This is a genomic window from Rhizobium sp. G21, from assembly GCF_014158035.1.
Lineage (GTDB): Bacteria > Pseudomonadota > Alphaproteobacteria > Rhizobiales > Rhizobiaceae > Rhizobium_E.
Window position 1 is genome coordinate 1,687,129 of sequence record NZ_JACFXW010000001.1, and the last position, 15,829, is coordinate 1,702,957.

Below are 15,829 nucleotides of genomic sequence, written 5' to 3' on the forward strand. Positions count from 1 at the left end.
TTCAGAAGGCAAAATATCACAAATCTCAACTTGGACTTTTATGACAGGAGTTGCCGAGACCGCTGTGGCGCGGATGCAACAATCCTTGAAGCCGATCGGGATTTTCTCTAACAATATGAAAGATATATGACAGTTCCGTGACGAGAATGAGCAGCCTTACCGCTTCCCCGGCCGCCCGAACCAGTCTTCGAATCTTATTTTCGATATGTTCAATTATTGCTTATATATGCCCGTCTATCTCATTGTCGCGGCCTGGTCGCCCCCACATCCCTCTTTCATTCATCACTCGTTCTTCCTTGGGTGATGTCGAAGCCGGCGTCGAAAAATATCGACCGCTAAGCTTCTAGATCGGAGGAGCGATATGCCTAGGAACAGGCGCGCCGGCCGAACGTTTCACCCTCGATTGCTCACCCAAGGAGGCATGAACCATTGTCCCACTTCGCCTTTGGTCCCATCATTCACGAACAGGGCGTCCTTTTCAGGCTCTGGGCGCCGCTTCAGGAAAAGATCGGGCTCCGGATCGACGAGGGGCCTCTTGTGCCGATGACCGCGGCGGATGGCGGATGGCGCATTCTGGATGTGAAGGATGCGGGGGCCGGAACACGGTATCGATTTGTGCTCGAGGACGGCCTGGAGATACCGGACCCTGCATCGCGTCACCAGCCCGACGGGCTGAAGGGCCCGAGCGAAGTCGTCGACCCTCGCACTACCTTTGGCGTACGCCGGATTGGCGCGGTCGGCCATGGGAGGACAGTGTCGTCTACGAGTTGCATGTCGGCGCGTTCACGCCGGAGGGCACGTTCAAGTCGGCGGCGGCGAAATTGCCTTATCTCGCCGATCTCGGCGTCACCGTCATTCAGCTGATGCCGCTCGCCGAATTCCCAGGTCGCTGGGGATGGGGTTATGACGGCGTGCTGCATTACGCGCCCTATTCCGGATACGGCGCGCCGGACGATCTCAAGGCCTTCGTCGACGAAGCCCACCGCCACGGGCTCTCCGTCATGCTCGATGTCGTCTACAACCACTTCGGACCGGACGGCAATTATATGGGTCTCTACGCGCCGCTGTTCACCGAGCGACATCACACTCCATGGGGAGCCGGCATCAATTTCGACGACACCGATTCCAAACTGGTGCGCGATTATGTGATCCAGAACGCGATATATTGGATCGATAAATTCCGCATGGACGGGCTGAGGCTGGACGCGGTCCACGCAATCGACGACACCAGCGACGAGCATCTTCTTGCCGAACTGGCGCGTCGCGTGCGCGCAGCCGCGGGCGACAGGATCGTCCACCTCGTCGTCGAAAACGAGCATAACGATCCCACCCTTCTCGAACGGGACGGCTCCGGGATGCCGCTCGCCTACACCGCGCAATGGAACGACGACATCCATCACGCCCTGCATGTGGCGGCGACGGGCGAGACGGTCGGCTATTACGCCGATTATCAGGCGCTGCCCCAGGATCTCGGTCGGGCGCTTACCGAGGGCTTCATCTATCAGGGGCAGGAGATGCCCTACCGAGGTTCGACGAGAGGCGGCGCGAGTGCGCATCTGCCCGCGCAGGCTTTCATCGCCTTCATTCAGAACCACGACCAGATCGGCAATCGCGCCTTCGGCGACCGTTTGGTCGATTTCGCGGAAGACAATGCCCTCAGCGCCATTGCCGCAATCTATCTTCTGTCGCCCCAGATCCCGATGTTGTTCATGGGCGAAGAATGGGCGTCCGCCCGCCCGTTTCCCTATTTCTGCGATTTCGATGACGATCTGAACCAGAAGGTGCGCGAAGGTCGCGGCAAGGAGATGTCGCGGCTGCCGGGCTTCGAGCCTGAACATGCCGAAAAGATCCCCGACCCCCACATCCCGGAAGAGACGTTTCTGTCGGCAAAGGTGGATTGGGAGGAATGCGCGGACGACCTCGCCGGAAACTCCCTGGACTTCTACAAAACTCTGTTGGCGATCCGGCGAGAAAAAGTGATCCCTCTTCTCAAGCAGACTCTCCGGACGGCGAACTATCAGACCGAGGCGACACGGCTCGACGTCTCGTGGCGTTACGACAACGCCGTTCTAAGCTTGAGCGTCAATCTCGGCGCCGACGCCGTGCCGGCGCGCGAAGAAACAAAGGGCGACATCCTCTGGCGAAGCCATCGAGACACCGACGGCTTGCGGGCGCCTTGGTCGGTCATCTGGACGATCGAGGCCGCTTGAATCTTACTCGGTGCTGGCGGTCGGCTCCGGATCGATGGCGGGGTCGCCGCCGATGAGGCTGGAAAGGCCGTAGATGACGCCCGCCCAGACGAGCAGCGACAGGTTAACCACCAGGATCAGATAGCCCATCCGTCGCGTCATGCGTTCTGCACCTGTCTCTGTCCTCATCGTCCCAGCCACCGAGCGGCTCTTCTGCGGAACATTCCGGGCGGCGAAAGGTTCAAGGTAGGCAGGAATTACAGGAGCGAAAAGATGTCCGACACCCGCCGCCCCGAGCCTCCCTATCCCAAGCAGGAACAGGCCCCGCCCGGCGTGACGCCGAAGATGGATCCGCCGCCGGATCATGGTGAACACAGTTATCGCGGAAATGGGCGACTTGAAGGCAAGATCGCGCTGATCACCGGCGGAGATTCCGGGATCGGCCGCGCGATCGCCATCGCCTTCGCTCGCGAGGGCGCCGACGTGGCGATTTCCTATCTTCAGGAGCATCGAGATGCGGAAGACACTGCGCGCCTGATCGAGGAAGCGGGACGCAAGGCGCTGACCATCCCCGGCGATGTGTCGAAGGAAGATCATTGCGCCGGCGTGGTCGCAAAGGTGGTCGAGGAACTGGGCGGGATCGACATTCTGGTCAACAACGCCGCCTTCCAACGCACCTATGCCGATATCGCCGACATAACGGCGGAGGAATGGGACACGACATTCCGCACCAACATCTACGCGCCATTCTTTCTTTCAAAAGCCGCGATCCCGCACATGAAGCCGGGTTCGTCGATCATCAACACGACGTCGATCCAGTCCAAACAGCCATCGCCACAGCTGCTGGCCTATGCGTCCACGAAGGGCGCCATCCTCAATTTCACCGCCGGCCTGTCCGCCATGGTGGCCGACAAGGGCATTCGTGTGAATGCGGTGGCGCCGGGCCCCATCTGGACGCCTCTCATTCCCTCGACCATGCCGCAGGAAAAGGTCGAGAATTTCGGCAAGCAGACGGCGCTGGGTCGGGCAGGCCAGCCGGCGGAACTCGCCGGCGCCTATGTGCTGCTCGCCTCCGATCTGGGCAGCTACATGACCGGCGCCGTCATTCCCGTCACCGGCGGCGAAATGATGATCTGACGTCCACCCCGACAGTTTGGACTTGCCATGACACATTCGACTTCCATATCCGCTTCCCGTGAAGCGGCGGCTCCACCGCGAATCTATTTCGTCCATCCTCTGGCGTTGAACGGACTTGACGAGTGGCGGGGCGTATTCGCCCATGCCCGGGCGCTCGGCTTCGATACGGTGCTGACTGCGCCGATCTTTACGCGCCCCGATGGCGGCAGCGTGTTCGTGTCTGCCGATTTCGGCCGTGTGGATCCTGCGCTCAGGCTCGGCGACGACGCCGATGCGGCGCTGAAGCATCTTTCGGAGGCGGCGGCGGAAGAAGGCGTGCGGCTGATGATCGACATTGTAGTCGACGTGGAGCCGGACCCGCGCGGACCAAGACCCTTCGACCCCCGGCTCGGTCCAATGCGACGCGGCGGACACGAGGCGGCGCTCGACGAAAGTGAAGCGGCGGCGCAGTGGAGCAAACGATTGGCTCGCTTCGTCGAGGCCGGACTTTCCGGTTTTCGCTGCATGGGTCTAGGCCGGTCGAGCGCGCTGTTCTGGCGAGAGGTCATCGATCGTGTCCGCGCCAGTCGCGACGACGCCCTGTTCCTAGCCTGGACGCCCGGAACGGATTTCGAGATCCGCCGCAATCTTCGGCAGACCGGTTTCGACGGGTGTTTTTCGTCTTTCGCCTGGTGGGATCTCGAGTCGCCCTGGTTCGCCGAGGAGTACGAACTTCAACGCGCCCTGGGCTGGCAGATCGCATTTCCGGAAGCGCCTTACGGCAAACGCCTGGCGCATGGCGCGGAAAGCCGTGAAATCCTGGAGCGATCGGCGCTGCGCGCGCTGCGGCTCGCAGACCAGGTCGGCGATGGGCTGATGATCCCTATGGGATTCGAATATGGCGCGACACGACCGCTCGACCCCTTGAGCGGCGTCGGCGCCGACCCAACAAGCGCAGAACGCTCCGCCTCCTTCAATCTGACCGCGGATCTGCGCGGCTTGAATCAGACGGCAAAACAGTCCCTCGGCAGATCAAAAGGTCCGTTGCAGTTTCTCGCCGCGTCGGGAACCCCGTGCCTGACGTTGCTCAGAACCGACGGCCCGAGCTTTTCCGCCTCGGATATGTTGACGGCGATCGTGGTCAATCGCGATCTCCGGCGCGGCGTTTCCGCGCCGTTCCATGCGCTGCGCGAAGCTTCGTCCGGATTTCTTCCGCTGAAGTCCGGCGGCGGTGACGGCCCGGCGCTGAATGCGCTTGCGCGGCTTCGTCCCGGTGACCTCCGCATCTATGTCGGACAGCGCGGTCAGCCGATCCGTGACGCGGTTGCCGCGAAGGGCGCGCTCGCGGCGGGCGACGATCCGCGACTGGCGATCGAGGCGGTGACGCCGAGCGTCGATGGCGGTCGTTTTCCGGTAAAGCGCATCGTCGGTTCACTCGTCCATGTCGAGGCAGACATTTTCGGCGATGGTCACGATCCGTTGTCCGCCGCGCTGCTTTGGCGCGCCGCGGATGATACGGAGTGGCGGGAGACGCCGATGACGCTCGTGGTCAATGATCGCTGGACCGCTGAATTCACCCCGCAACGCCTGGGCCGGCACGAATTCATGATAGAGGCCTGGCGCAATCCCTTCGCGATCTATCGTTACGAACTTCAGAAGAAGCACGAGGCGCGACTGGATCTCACTCTCGAGCTGCAGGAAGGCGCCACATTGATCCGCAAGGCGGAGGAACAGGCGGAGGATCCACTGAAATCTCGCCTGCGCGCCTTCATAGAGCGCCTCGCTCAGGCCGAGAGCGGCGAACGTGTATCGCTCCTGCTGTCGGACAATGCGTTCAAGCTGATGGCGGAGGCGGATGCCCGACCCTTCCGGACTCGCTCGGCCGTTATTCCGCTCGACGCCGAGCGTCGCGAGGCGGCTTTTGCAAGCTGGTACCAGATCTTTCCGCGATCGCAGAGCGGCGATCCGCATCGGCACGGCACATTCGACGATGTGATCAAACGCCTGCCCGCCATCCGCGACATGGGTTTCGATGTCCTCTATTTCCCGCCAATTCATCCTCGATCGGCGCAACCAACCGCAAGGGACGCAACAATTCGCTGTCCGCGGGCCCAGACGATCCCGGCAGCCCCTACGCCATCGGATCGCCGGATGGAGGTCATGACGCCATCCATCCCGAACTCGGCACGTTCGATGATTTTCGTCGTCTTGTTTCAGCGGCGCGGGATCATGGACTGGAAATCGCGCTCGATCTCGCCATCCAGGCCTCGCCCGACCATCCATGGCTCAAAGAGCATCGCGGCTGGTTCGACTGGCGGCCCGACGGAACCGTGCGTTACGCCGAAAACCCGCCGAAGAAGTATGAAGACATCGTCAATGTCGATTTCTATGGCCCAGACGCCGTGCCCTCGCTGTGGACAACGTTGCGCGACATCGTCCAGAAATGGATCGACAACGGCGTTACGCTGTTCCGCGTCGACAATCCACACACCAAGCCCTTTCCCTTTTGGGAATGGCTGATCGCCGACATCCGCAATCGCCATCCCGAGGCGGTGTTTCTCTCCGAGGCCTTCACGAAGCCGAAGGTCATGTATCGGCTGGCGAAAATCGGCTTTTCGCAATCCTACACCTATTTCACCTGGCGAAACCTGAAATGGGAGCTGGAAGACTATATGCGCGAATTGACGGAGAAACCGCCGCGCGACTTCTTCCGCCCGCACTTCTTCGTCAACACCCATGACATCAATCCGGATTTTCTCCAGAACGCGCCGCGGCCGGCCTATCTGATCCGCGCCGCGCTCGCATCCACGCTCTCCGGGCTCTGGGGCGTCTATAACGGCTTCGAACTCTGCGAGGGCCGCCCCGACGCCAAGCGCAAGGAATATGCCGACAGCGAGAAATACGAGATCCGCGCTTGGGATTATGACCGGCCCGGCAACATCAAACGTGAAATCGCCATGCTTAATCGCATCCGGCGGGAGAACCCGGCGCTGCATTCGCATCTCGGCCTGACCCTGCTGGCTTCCTCCAACGACAATGTGATGTTTTTCGAAAAAGCCAGCGAAGGCCGCGAAAACGTCTTGCTGATCGCCGTGAGCCTCGATCCGCATGCGGTCCAGGAAGCGGATGTCGAAATACCCCTCTGGAAGTGGAACCTCCCGGACGATGGCGCGCTTTCGATGGAGGACCTGATCGGCGGCCATCGCTTCGCATGGCGCGGAAAATGGCAACGGCTGCGGCTCGACCCGCAAGCTTTGCCCTTCTCGATCTGGCGCGTACGGTGAGGAGACGCCTATGGACGAACATCTCGATCCGCTCTGGTATAAAGACGCAATCATCTACCAGCTGCACATCAAATCCTTCTGCGACGGAAATGGCGACGGCATCGGCGATTTCGCCGGCCTGAACCAGAAACTCGACCATATCGCATCGCTCGGCGCGACCGCCATCTGGCTCCTGCCATTCTTCCCCTCGCCTCGCCGCGACGATGGCTACGACATCGCCGATTACGGAAATGTCAGCCCCGACTACGGAACGATGGAGGATTTCCGCGCCTTCGTAGACGCTGCGCATGAGCGAGATTTGAAGGTGATCATAGAGTTGGTCATCAACCACACATCCGATCAGCATCCCTGGTTCCAGCGGGCGCGACAATCGCCGCCGGGCTCTCCCGAACGCGATTTCTATGTCTGGTCCGACACCGACCAGAAGTTCCCGGAAACGCGGATCATTTTTCTCGACACCGAAAAGTCCAACTGGACATGGGACACGCAGGCCGGCGCCTATTACTGGCACCGCTTTTACTCGCATCAGCCGGATCTGAATTTCGACAATCCCCTGGTAATGGAAGAGCTTCTCAGCGTCATGCGCTTCTGGCTGGAGACCGGTATCGATGGTTTCCGCCTCGACGCCATTCCCTATCTCGTCGAGCGAGAAGGAACCAACAACGAGAACCTGCCGGAAACCCACGACATCCTGCGCCGCATTCGCGCTGCGCTCGATTCCACCCATCCCGGCGTGATGCTGCTGGCCGAGGCCAATCAGTGGCCGGAGGACACGCGCGACTATTTCGGCGAAGGCGACGAGTGCCACATGGCGTTCCACTTCCCGCTGATGCCGCGCATGTATATGGCGATCGCCAAGGAGGACCGCTTCCCGATCACCGACATCATGCGCCAGACGCCGGAAATTCCGGACAATTGCCAATGGGCGATCTTTCTGCGCAATCACGACGAACTGACGCTCGAAATGGTGACCGACGCCGAGCGCGACTATCTGTGGAACATCTACGCCGCCGATCGCCGCGCCCGCATCAATCTCGGCATTCGCCGACGGCTTGCGCCGCTGATGGAACGCGATCGCCGCCGCATCGAGCTGATGAACGCGCTGCTGCTGTCGATGCCGGGAACACCGGTCATCTATTACGGCGACGAGATCGGCATGGGCGACAATATCTATCTCGGCGACCGGGACGGCGTGCGAACGCCGATGCAATGGTCGCCGGACCGCAACGGGGGCTTCTCGCGGGCCGACCCGGCGCGTCTGGTGTTGCCCGTGATCATGGACCCGCTCTACGGCTACGAGTCGCTGAATGTCGAGGCCCAAAGCGTCGATGCGCATTCGCTGCTCAACTGGTCGCGGCGGATGCTGGCGCTCAGGCGCAAGCACAATGCCTTCGGGCGCGGCAAGCTGACCTTTTTGACGCCGCAGAATCGCCGCGTGCTGGCTTATCTGCGCGAACATGAAGGCGAGACCATTCTGTGCGTCAACAATCTGTCGCGGCTGCCGCAAGCGGTGGAGCTCGACCTCTCCGCCTTCCAGGGGCGCGTTCCAGTGGAGCTGACGGGGATGTCGCCCTTCCCACCGATCGGCCAACTGACCTATCTGTTGACGCTGCCGCCCTATGGTTTCTATTGGTTCCAACTCGCGGCAGAAGCCGAAGGACCGGTGTGGCGGACCGAGCCGCCGGAGCAATTGCCCGATTTCACGACATTGGTGATGCGCCGCAACTTGGTCGACCTGCTCGATGATCAAAAGAGCATGACGGCGCTGAGCCGCGACATCCTGCCCGCCTATCTCGGCAAAAGGCGCTGGTTCGGCTCCAAGGGCGAACGGATGGTGAGCGCCGAAATCGTCGCCGCCAGCGAAATGCCGTTCTCCAACGACCTCGTGCTGGCGGAACTGCGCGTACAGCTGGAAGGTCATGCGGAGACCTATCTTCTGCCGCTGGCGTTGGCCTGGGACGATACGCAGCCGCAGGCGCTGGCCCAGCAATTGGCGCTGGCCCGCGTGCGACATGTCCGAAGGGTCGGCTTCCTCACCGATGGTTTCGCCGCCGAGGCCCTGGCGCGCGGCGTGGTTCGTGGCTTGTGCGAGCGCTCCGTGCTGTCGAGCAAGACGGGCTCTCTGGAATTTCTCGGCACCGAAGCGCTCGACTGCATGAGCCTTGTCGACGACATGCCGATCCGCTGGCTGTCGGCGGAACAATCCAACAGTTCTCTGATCCTCGGCGACATGGCGATGATCAAGCTCATCCGGCATATTTTTCCGGGCATCCACCCCGAAGTCGAGATGACCAGGCATCTGACCAAGATCGGCTACGCCAACACGCCGCCGCTTCTCGGCGAGGTCGCGCGCATCGACGCCGAGGGCGAGCGCTACACGTTGATGATCGTCCAAGGCGCCATTCGAAATCAGGGCGACGCCTGGACCTGGATGCTGAACGAACTCCGGCATCGCCTGGAGGACGTGATCGTCAACACTTCCGGCGAAGAGGAGACCAGTGAGGAGGAGCGAGATCCGTTCAGCGGCTTGATCGCCGTGGCCGGCGTCGTCGGCAAGCGGCTGGGCGAGCTGCATGCGGCGCTGGCGCTGCCGAGCGACGACCCGGATTTTGCGCCTTCGACGGCAGGCGAAGCCGAGGCGGAAACCTGGCGGAAAACGCTGCAGAAGGAACTCGGCGATTGCCTCGATTTGTTGTCGGATGTCAGGCCGCATCTCGATCCGGCTTGCGCCCAATATATCGATCCGCTGCTGGAACAACGAAATAGGCTGATGGAGGCGGCGTCCGCTCTGTCACGCTCCCTCGTCGGGGCGCTCGAGACGAGAGTGCATGGCGATTTCCATCTCGGCCAGGTGCTCGTCGCCGAAGACGATGTCTACATCATCGACTTCGAAGGCGAACCGGCGCGGGCGCTTTCGGAACGGCGCGCGAAAACCAATCCGCTCCGCGATGTCGCGGGACTTCTGCGCTCGATCAGCTATCTCGCCGCCTCGGCCGGATCGGACCGCGACACGGCGGCGGAAACCAGCGAGGATCATCGGACCAAGCTGACCGAACAGTTTGAACGTGAGGCGGAAACCGCATTCCTCGACCATTACGCCGCTGCGCTCGAAGGCAACGAGGCGCTCGCGCTGTCGCCCGAACGGCGAGCCCGCCTGATCGACCTGTTCCTGCTCGAAAAGGCGGCCTACGAAATCGGCTATGAGGCCCGCAACCGGCCCCAATGGCTTCCCATTCCGCTCAAGGGCTTCTCGGCCATTGCCAACAGACTGATGGAGGCGCATCGATGACAGCGCAGAACTTTCTCGGCGCGATCGATCCGCATGCGATCGCAGCGCTGGTCGACGGCCGTCATGGCGACCCGTTTTCCATTCTCGGCAAACACAAGGTCGGCGAGCAAACCGTGCTGCGGGCTTTGCTGCCCGGGGCGATGCGTGTCGATATCCTCGACGCCGACACCGGCGCGGAAGTAGGTCAGGCGGAAATCGTTCACCCCGGCGGCCTTTTCGCCGGACCGATGCAGCCGGTCAATCGCTATGTCATGCGCATCCACTGGCCGGACGCGACGCAGGAAACCGAAGACCCTTACTCCTTCGGCCTGCTGCTCGGCGAGCTCGACCTGCATCTCCTCAGCCAGGGCACGCATTACGATCTTGGGCGGACGCTCGGCGCGACGGTCACCGATGTCGGCGGCGTGCCCGGCGTGCGCTTCGCCGTTTGGGCTCCCAATGCGCAACGCGTTTCCGTGGTCGGCGATTTCAACAGCTGGGACGGACGGCGTCATCCGATGCGGCTGCGGCGCGACGCCGGGATCTGGGAATTGTTCGTGCCGCGCCTCGGTCCGGGCGACCGCTACAAATACGAGATCATCGCCCCCTCGGGCGAAATCCTGCCGCAAAAGGCCGATCCGGTCGCCCGCTCCAGCGAAGCCGCGCCCGCCACGGCCTCGATCGTCGTCTCCAGCACCCCTTTTCCTGGACCGACGAGGCATGGATGCGCAACAAGCGCGAACATCGCGACCTCAACGCGCCGATGTCGATCTACGAAGTCCATCTCGCATCCTGGCTCAGGGTTGCCGAGGAGGGCAATCGCTCGCTCAACTGGATCGAGCTGGCGCAACGGCTGATCCCCTATGTTCAGGATCTCGGCTTCACGCATATCGAAATGCTGCCGATCATGGAGCATCCCTTCGGCGGCTCCTGGGGTTATCAGCCGCTCGGGCTCTTTTCGCCGACCGGCCGACACGGAACGCCGGAAGATTTCGCCTTTTTCGTCGACCGCTGCCACGAGGCGGGCATCGGCGTTCTGCTCGATTGGGTGCCGGCACATTTCCCGACCGACGTCTGGGGCTTGGCGCGCTTCGACGGCACCGCGCTCTATGAGCATGAAGATCCGCGCGAAGGCTTTCATCGCGACTGGAACACGCTGATCTACAATCTCGGCCGCAACGAAGTGAAAGGTTTCCTGATCGCCTCAGCGCTGGAATGGCTGGATCGCTTCCATATCGACGGACTGCGCGTCGATGCGGTCGCTTCGATGCTCTACCGCGACTATTCGCGCGACGCCGGCGAATGGATTCCCAACCAATATGGCGGGCGCGAAAATCTCGAAGCCGTCGAATTCTTCAAGTATCTCAACAGCATCATTCGCCAGCGCGCGCCGCACGCCATCACGATCGCCGAGGAATCGACCGCCTGGCCGGGGGTGACGGCGCCGGTCGACCAAGGGGGCCTCGGCTTCGATTTCAAGTGGAACATGGGCTGGATGCACGACACGCTCGAATATATGCAGAAGGACCCGATCTATCGCGCCTATCATCAGGGGCAGATGACCTTCGGCATGGTCTATCAGTATACCGAGCATTTCGTGTTGCCGCTGTCGCATGACGAGGTGGTGCATGGCAAAGGCTCGCTCTATGGAAAGATGCCCGGCGACGACTGGCAGAAGCTGGCCAATCTTCGCGCCTATTACGGGTTCATGTGGGCGCATCCCGGCAAGAAACTGATGTTCATGGGCGGCGAACTCGGTCAACGCACCGAGTGGAGCCATGATGGCTCGGTGCATTGGGATCTCCTCGACGAGCGCGGTCACGGCGGCCTTCAGCGCGCCGTTGCCGATCTCAACCGCATTTATGCGCAGGAGCCGGCGCTGCAGTTCGGCGACCTCGACAGTCGCGGCTTCGAATGGGCGGCCACCGACGATGCGCAGAATTCCGTCATCGCCATGCTGCGTTACTCGGAAGATAGAAACGAGGCGGTGCTCGCGGTCTCGAACTTCACGCCAACGCCAAAGTCCGGCTACCGCATCGGCGTTCCCTTCCCCGGCCGTTGGACTGTGGTCTTCAACAGCGACGCGGAAATTTATGGCGGATCGAACCAGGGCGTCGTCGAAGCCTGGGCGGATCAGGAAGCGAGCCATGGGCGCGACTTCTCGATCGTGCTGACGCTTCCGCCGCTGGCGACCGTATATCTGAAGGGATCGCCCGAAAGCTGACGGCGAAGCCGGAACAAAACCGAACGGATTCCGTTGTTTTTCCGCGAGCGCGGAAATGCGAGGGGAGACGCGGTTTTCATGGGCATCAGGACGGCTTCGGAGCCCAGTCTCCGGCACTTCCTAACCGGCCTCGGCCGTGCGGCAGGCGGCGCGATCATTTTTGCGCTGCCGATGCTGATGACCATGGAAATGTGGGCGCTGGGCTTTACGCTCGACGTCTGGAAGCTTTGCCTGCTGCTGGTCGCCACGATCCCGGTTCTGCTCGGCCTGTCCTACTATGGCGGCTTCCGGTGTACTTTTTCGTTGAAGGACGATCTCGCGGACGTCTTTGTCGGCATGTTGATCGCCGGACTGATGTCGACCTTCGTGTTGTGGTTGTTCGGCGTCCTGACTCTGGAAACTTCGCTCCGGGAGGCTATCGGCAAGATCGCCGTTCAAGTCGTGCCCGGCGGCATCGGCGCCATGCTGGCGCGCAGCCAGTTCGGCGGGGACTCCGCGACCGACGATCTCCGGCGCGAAAGATCGTCCTATTGGGGCGAGCTCTTCATGTTGGCGACGGGCGCGCTCTTCCTCTCGTTCAACGTCGCGCCTACCGAAGAGATTATCCTCATCGCCTTTCAGATGGACGCCTGGCGGGAGGCGGCGCTCGCGCTGGCGTCGCTGCTCCTCATGCACGTCTTCGTCTACGTCTCCAACTTCAAAGGCGGCGATGAGCGCGGCGCCGCCTCGCATCTCTCGATGTTCCTGCGCTTCAGCCTAACGGGCTACGTGCTGTCGCTTCTGATCAGCATGGCGATGTTGTGGATCTTCGGACGCAGCGACGGCTTGAGCTTCTATTCTTTCCTGAGCGCCGCGCTGGTGCTCGGATTTCCCGCCTCCATCGGCGCGGCGGCGGCGCGCCTCGTGCTCTAGACGAGTTCAAAGGAGATCGACATCATGACGGATAAGTCCGAAGATCAGGAAGACCTGCCCGACGACACGCCTTTCGCGGAGTGGTTGCTCGCCGCAATTTCGGCCTTATTGTTCATCGGCGGCTTCGCCTATCTCGTCGCCCATGGGGTTGCCGGCGGCGATGGCCCGGCTGATCTCCGGATCGTGCATATGTTGGCCCAGCAGGATCCGCGTCGGGTGGATTTCACCCTCGTCAACATGGGCCAGAAGACCGCGGCGCAGGTTCAGGTCAAGGGTCAGGTGCTGGAGAAGAACGGCGCGGTGGCGGAGGAGAGCCATGCCGTGATCGATTATGCGCCCGAGGGCTCTAGCGTTCAGGGGAGCCTGGCATTCTATCGCGACATCAGGGGCTCGAATTTCGCATCACGACCGAAGGCTTCAACGAACCGTAGAGTGAAACATGCCGCAGCGGGCGCAGCCTATTGCCTCGATACCGAAGCCCGCTTCACGTCTGATGGAAACCTGAGAGACGATTGGCTCCGGAGCACCTGTCGGATTGGAAAGGCGCGGCGAATAGGCATCACTTCGCTACCTCGCCTCCCAGAGCTATACTGAACGCGTCGGGTTCCAGCTGCAACGCCATCGGAGGTGAAGAAAAGGAAGGATCGTTCTCCCTCGCGCCGGGCCAGGGGGAGTCCAAACCCGGCCAAGATCCGCAATCTACGCGCGGGAGAACGATCAGCAAGCAGGAAGCTCGGGGGAACAAGGGGGCAGTCCGCTTCCTGCGGGGCTCAACGAGATCGAACAGGAAAGGTTCCCCGGCGCCGCGAGAATATAGCGATTTATCCAGTTTATTTTTTGATCATTGTCCCGCCGCGCGCCTCGGGGCATCCTGCTCGACCTGGCTAGGAATATCGTCGACCGGACCGGACAGGTATTCATCGTCGTCTTGGACTCTCGATTCGTCTTCAGCCTCCGACTGTGTCACGGGTTCGACCCGGCTCGGATCATCCGCCTGCACCGCAATCGCCTGATCGACGTCTTCATCGATCTCTGGGCCGTCGGCGGGGTCAGGATCTACGGCGTTTTGCATCTTCAGCTGCGCCACCACGCCGTCTATCGCGCCGAGGGCCTCGTCCGTGCTCCATCCGGCGGCGTTGGCATTGGCGATCATTGTCTGGATCGCGCGATCGAACGCCCCGGTCAGCGCCTTCATGCGCCTTTCATTCAAGCCTTTGGTCATTTGCCTCTCCTTTTGCCACATCAACTCCGCAGGATTTTCGAAGTTCCGGAGGAGGCGATCTGGCGGGAACCGAAGAGGAGGCAAAGCGGTTCTACCTATGGAAAGACCGCGCCGACGACGGTCTCGATGAGTAAGAGGAAATCCTATGGCGAGCAAAGACGATTTTCGAAACGACCGAAATCGCGAACGGACCTATCGAGACCGTGAGCGCTTCGACGTCGACCCGTTCTATGGGGCCCGTGGCTATCCCGATTGGGATCGCACCGGCTCCTTCCGTGAACGCGAGCGCGAGGATGTGAATTTCGCTGGCGATTGGCGCCAGAAATCTCCCGGCTTCGGCCGCAATGACGCTGGCTATGCGCAACCCGAATATCGCTATCGGGAACGGGATAGAGACGATAACGGCCGCCGCTATGGCGATCGCGAGGAAAAGCGCGATTTCATCGATCGCGCTTCGGACGAGGTCGCCTCATGGTTTGGCGATGAAAACGCCGAACGTCGTCGCGAACAGGACAAGCATCGCGGCAAGGGCCCCAAAGGCTATATACGCCGCGACGAGCGCATCCTGGAAGACGTCAACGACCGTCTGATGCAGGATCCCTACCTCGATGCGTCCGAGATCGAAGTGATGGTCGCTCAGGCTGAGGTGACGCTGACCGGCACTGTGGAAAGCCGCCAGGACAAGCGCCGGGCCGAGGATCTCGCCGATTCCGTCTCCGGCGTCGCGCATGTCCAGAACAACATCCGTGTCAAAACGGGAACAATCGCCAATATCGTGAGTTGAGGCGTTTGTTCGGCGGGCTCATCGAGCCCGCCTCCCAGGAGCGAGACATGCCCGCAAGATCGAAAGCCCAGCAGAAGGCGGCCGGCGCCGCCCTCGCCGCCAAAACGGGCGACGCGCGTGAAAGCCAACTGCGCGGGGCCTCGAAGAGTATGGCGGCCTCCATGTCCGTGAAAGAGCTTGAAGATCTGGCGTCCACCCCACGAAAGGGGAAGCCGGAACATGTGTCCAAAGATTGACCCGCGACAAGTTGTGCGTAACGTCGGGAAGGAAACATTATGACTGGCCTGTATCCCCAAATCATCTGGGACGTCATCGATCGCAGCATCACCATCATCGATGGCGATCGCGTCGTCGACCTGCGCGAGCGTTTTAGGAACCGAGAAGACGGCATTCGCGCGGCAGAGGCCTATTGCCGCCGTCACATGCGGCGTGAGGCCGACGCAATCCGTGTCGCCGGCTGAACCGACAGCATTTCCCGATTTTCGGGAAAGTAGAATCGCGCCGCGACCCAAGCGAAAGTTTTGAGCCGGGCGCGGCAGACGATCCCGCGATCATAGGCGCGGATCAGCAGCGACACGAATTTTTCCTGCCGCTCCCTGCATGCCGGATACCATTGCTCCGTCTCCAACTCTCGGATGACGCTGCGCAAGAAGGAGACTTCCGAGCCCGCAAAAACGCCTGGACTATGGATCTGGGTGTGTAGCGACATTCATCGTCCTCCACCGCCTCAGGCGAAACATGCTACGGCAGCGCTTCGTATTTGTGGCTCATTTATGTCGCAAGTGAAATAGCAAATATTAGCCCCCTGCATTTTGAGGGGTTTTCCCCAT

9 protein-coding genes and 3 pseudogenes are annotated in these 15,829 nt (G+C 61.4%); 10 read left to right on the plus strand and 2 right to left on the minus strand.

Translation table 11 applies throughout. From position 1 onward, the window contains the following. Positions 1-429: 429 nt before the first annotated feature. Positions 430-2,210 (plus strand): annotated as a pseudogene (gene treZ, locus H2O14_RS08695) (malto-oligosyltrehalose trehalohydrolase). 3 nt (positions 2,211-2,213) lie between these two features. On the opposite strand, the gene H2O14_RS08700 reads toward treZ, so the two are convergent. Continuing rightward, positions 2,214-2,351, minus strand: a complete 138-nt coding sequence (locus H2O14_RS08700) for a hypothetical protein (protein ID WP_182827328.1) — start codon at positions 2,349-2,351, stop codon at positions 2,214-2,216. 111 nt (positions 2,352-2,462) lie between these two features. Between H2O14_RS08700 and H2O14_RS08705 the strand changes: the two genes are divergently transcribed. The 6 genes and pseudogenes from H2O14_RS08705 to H2O14_RS08730 all read left to right on the plus strand — a co-directional run bounded on the left by H2O14_RS08705 (position 2,463) and on the right by H2O14_RS08730 (position 13,587). Beyond that, a complete protein-coding gene (locus tag H2O14_RS08705; RefSeq protein WP_182827329.1) occupies positions 2,463-3,326 on the plus strand; it encodes an SDR family oxidoreductase in 864 nt (287 codons plus the stop codon). 27 nt (positions 3,327-3,353) lie between these two features. Next, positions 3,354-6,589: pseudogene (locus H2O14_RS08710) on the plus strand (maltotransferase domain-containing protein). A gap of 10 nt (positions 6,590-6,599) precedes the next feature. Next, a complete protein-coding gene (gene treS / locus H2O14_RS08715; protein ID WP_182827330.1) occupies positions 6,600-9,878 on the plus strand; it encodes a maltose alpha-D-glucosyltransferase in 3,279 nt (1,092 codons plus the stop codon). After that, positions 9,875-12,081 (plus strand): annotated as a pseudogene (glgB, locus tag H2O14_RS08720) (1,4-alpha-glucan branching protein GlgB). Before treS ends, glgB begins: the two are co-directional and overlap by 4 nt. Positions 12,082-12,159: 78 nt before the next feature. Further along, positions 12,160-12,993, plus strand: a complete 834-nt coding sequence (locus H2O14_RS08725) for a TIGR02587 family membrane protein (protein WP_182827331.1) — start codon at positions 12,160-12,162, stop codon at positions 12,991-12,993. Positions 12,994-13,017: 24 nt separating this feature from the next. Then, positions 13,018-13,587: a hypothetical protein gene (locus H2O14_RS08730; protein WP_182827332.1), complete on the plus strand. Its 570-nt coding sequence runs from the start codon at positions 13,018-13,020 to the stop codon at positions 13,585-13,587. A 247-nt stretch (positions 13,588-13,834) separates the two neighbouring features. On the opposite strand, the gene H2O14_RS08735 is transcribed toward H2O14_RS08730, so the two are convergent. Next, complete coding sequence (locus H2O14_RS08735; RefSeq protein WP_182827333.1) at positions 13,835-14,215, minus strand: hypothetical protein; 381 nt, start codon at positions 14,213-14,215, stop codon at positions 13,835-13,837. Positions 14,216-14,360: 145 nt separating this feature from the next. On the opposite strand from H2O14_RS08735, the gene H2O14_RS08740 reads away from it, so the two are divergent. From H2O14_RS08740 to H2O14_RS08750, 3 genes are read left to right on the plus strand one after another with little or no spacing between them, the layout of a single operon-like run. After that, the gene (locus H2O14_RS08740; protein ID WP_182827334.1) at positions 14,361-14,999 is read left to right on the plus strand and encodes a BON domain-containing protein; all 639 of its coding nucleotides are present in this window, start codon (positions 14,361-14,363) and stop codon (positions 14,997-14,999) included. Positions 15,000-15,046: 47 nt separating this feature from the next. Next, positions 15,047-15,235, plus strand: coding sequence for a DUF3008 family protein (locus H2O14_RS08745; protein WP_182827335.1), 189 nt, complete (start codon positions 15,047-15,049; stop codon positions 15,233-15,235). A 39-nt stretch (positions 15,236-15,274) separates the two neighbouring features. Continuing rightward, positions 15,275-15,460, plus strand: a complete 186-nt coding sequence (locus tag H2O14_RS08750; RefSeq protein ID WP_182827336.1) for a hypothetical protein — start codon at positions 15,275-15,277, stop codon at positions 15,458-15,460. Positions 15,461-15,829: the final 369 nt, after the last annotated feature.